The organism is Vibrio sp. Vb0598, assembly GCF_033338935.1.
In the GTDB taxonomy this organism is placed as follows: Bacteria; Pseudomonadota; Gammaproteobacteria; order Enterobacterales; family Vibrionaceae; genus Vibrio; species Vibrio alginolyticus.
In genome coordinates, this window is the sequence record NZ_JAWOTP010000153.1 from 1 (window position 1) to 1,279 (window position 1,279).

Below are 1,279 nucleotides of genomic sequence, written 5' to 3' on the forward strand. Positions count from 1 at the left end.
CAAATTCAAGGTGAAGAGCAACGACATCGTAAAATGGAACTCGCTGCATAAGCAGAAGTACCTAAAACCGGGTCAAAAACTTAAGCTGTACGTAGATGTAACTAAGGTAAGTGTATGAACCCGTCAAGTAACCCACTCGTAATGTTGTTGGATATATTCCGTTCTCCAACCTCTTGTTTTCTTGCGCTTTATCAGCGTGGTGGTTGGGGATGGCAACCTTTCATCTTTTTGATGCTAAGCCCATTCCTATTTTGGGGCGCGTACTTTTCGAACGTTGATTTTACGTGGTTAAGTGACCAACTCACTGTACAGTTCCAACAAATCGACCCACAGCAGATTGAGCTATTGGAACCAAACACGTTGATGGCAAGTGCGATCATTAATGACGTGTTCAATCGCTTTGCGACGCTTTTGTTGCTTGCGTTTTGGTTCTTCCTTGCGACTAAGGCAAGTAAACAACAATACGGTTACTGGAAATGGTTTGCGGCATCGTGCGCCATTTTGTTTCCAGCGGTATTGGGCGACATTGCAAGCTACGCAAGCTTACTATTGAAACATGGTCAGGTAATGACCTATGCGGCGGATCTCAACAGTCTCAATGGCTTACTGAAGTTGCCACTCACCAACGAATGGTCTCATTTTGCTAGCTCACTGCCACTTCTGTTGCCTTGGTATATTGTTCTAGGTTACGGCGTGGTATTAACGTGGACTGAATTTGAACGCGGACAGGCTCTGGTGATTTCGAGCCTGCCTTGGATTACGTTTTACGTGATTTGGGCGTTGTACATCGTTATCGCTTAAGCTGACTAACGCTAATCGTTAAGCGTAAACGACACCAGTAATGGATTATGATCGGAAGCGTCGCTCTGCGGCGCTTTCGCATTTTTCAGCGTTAATCCGCGGTAGAACACATGGTCTAGCGGCAAGCCCGTAATAAACTGCGTACGATGATCTGGCGAGAATTGTACTTCTCTCAAATTTGCTTCCCTCAGGGCCTGCTTCATGGCCGTAATCCGATATTCGCTCCAACTATTAAAATCACCAGCAAATACGATTGGCCCGCTGTGTTGTTTAAGTAGCGTCTCAAGCGCAGAAAGTTGCGAAGTATATTCTTCCGTTCCAACGGTAAAGTTGATCGCATGCACATTGATAACGGCCAAGCTCTCACCATTACTTAAACGATACTGGCTGTACAACGCCGATTTTGGCAAACGCAACCACGGTTCTTTTGATGTGTACGCGCATGCTTTAACTGGCTGCTTTTGAGCAATACTAATCA

At 45.5% G+C, this 1,279-nt stretch carries 3 protein-coding genes; 2 read left to right on the forward strand and 1 reads right to left on the reverse strand.

Annotated elements, in window-relative coordinates:
* Together R7Q38_RS23680 and R7Q38_RS23685 are read left to right on the forward strand one after the other, a co-directional pair.
* The coding region (locus R7Q38_RS23680; RefSeq protein WP_318114504.1) for a LysM domain-containing protein at positions 1-118 on the forward strand (118 nt) is incomplete at its 5' end.
* Positions 115-801, forward strand: coding sequence for a YIP1 family protein (locus tag R7Q38_RS23685; protein WP_005481061.1), 687 nt, complete (start codon positions 115-117; stop codon positions 799-801). The genes R7Q38_RS23680 and R7Q38_RS23685, both read left to right, overlap by 4 nt.
* 11 nt (positions 802-812) lie before the next feature.
* On the opposite strand, the gene R7Q38_RS23690 is transcribed toward R7Q38_RS23685, so the two are convergent.
* Positions 813-1,279, reverse strand: a 467-nt coding sequence (locus R7Q38_RS23690; RefSeq protein WP_318114503.1) for an endonuclease/exonuclease/phosphatase family protein, incomplete at its 5' end; no start/stop codon positions are given.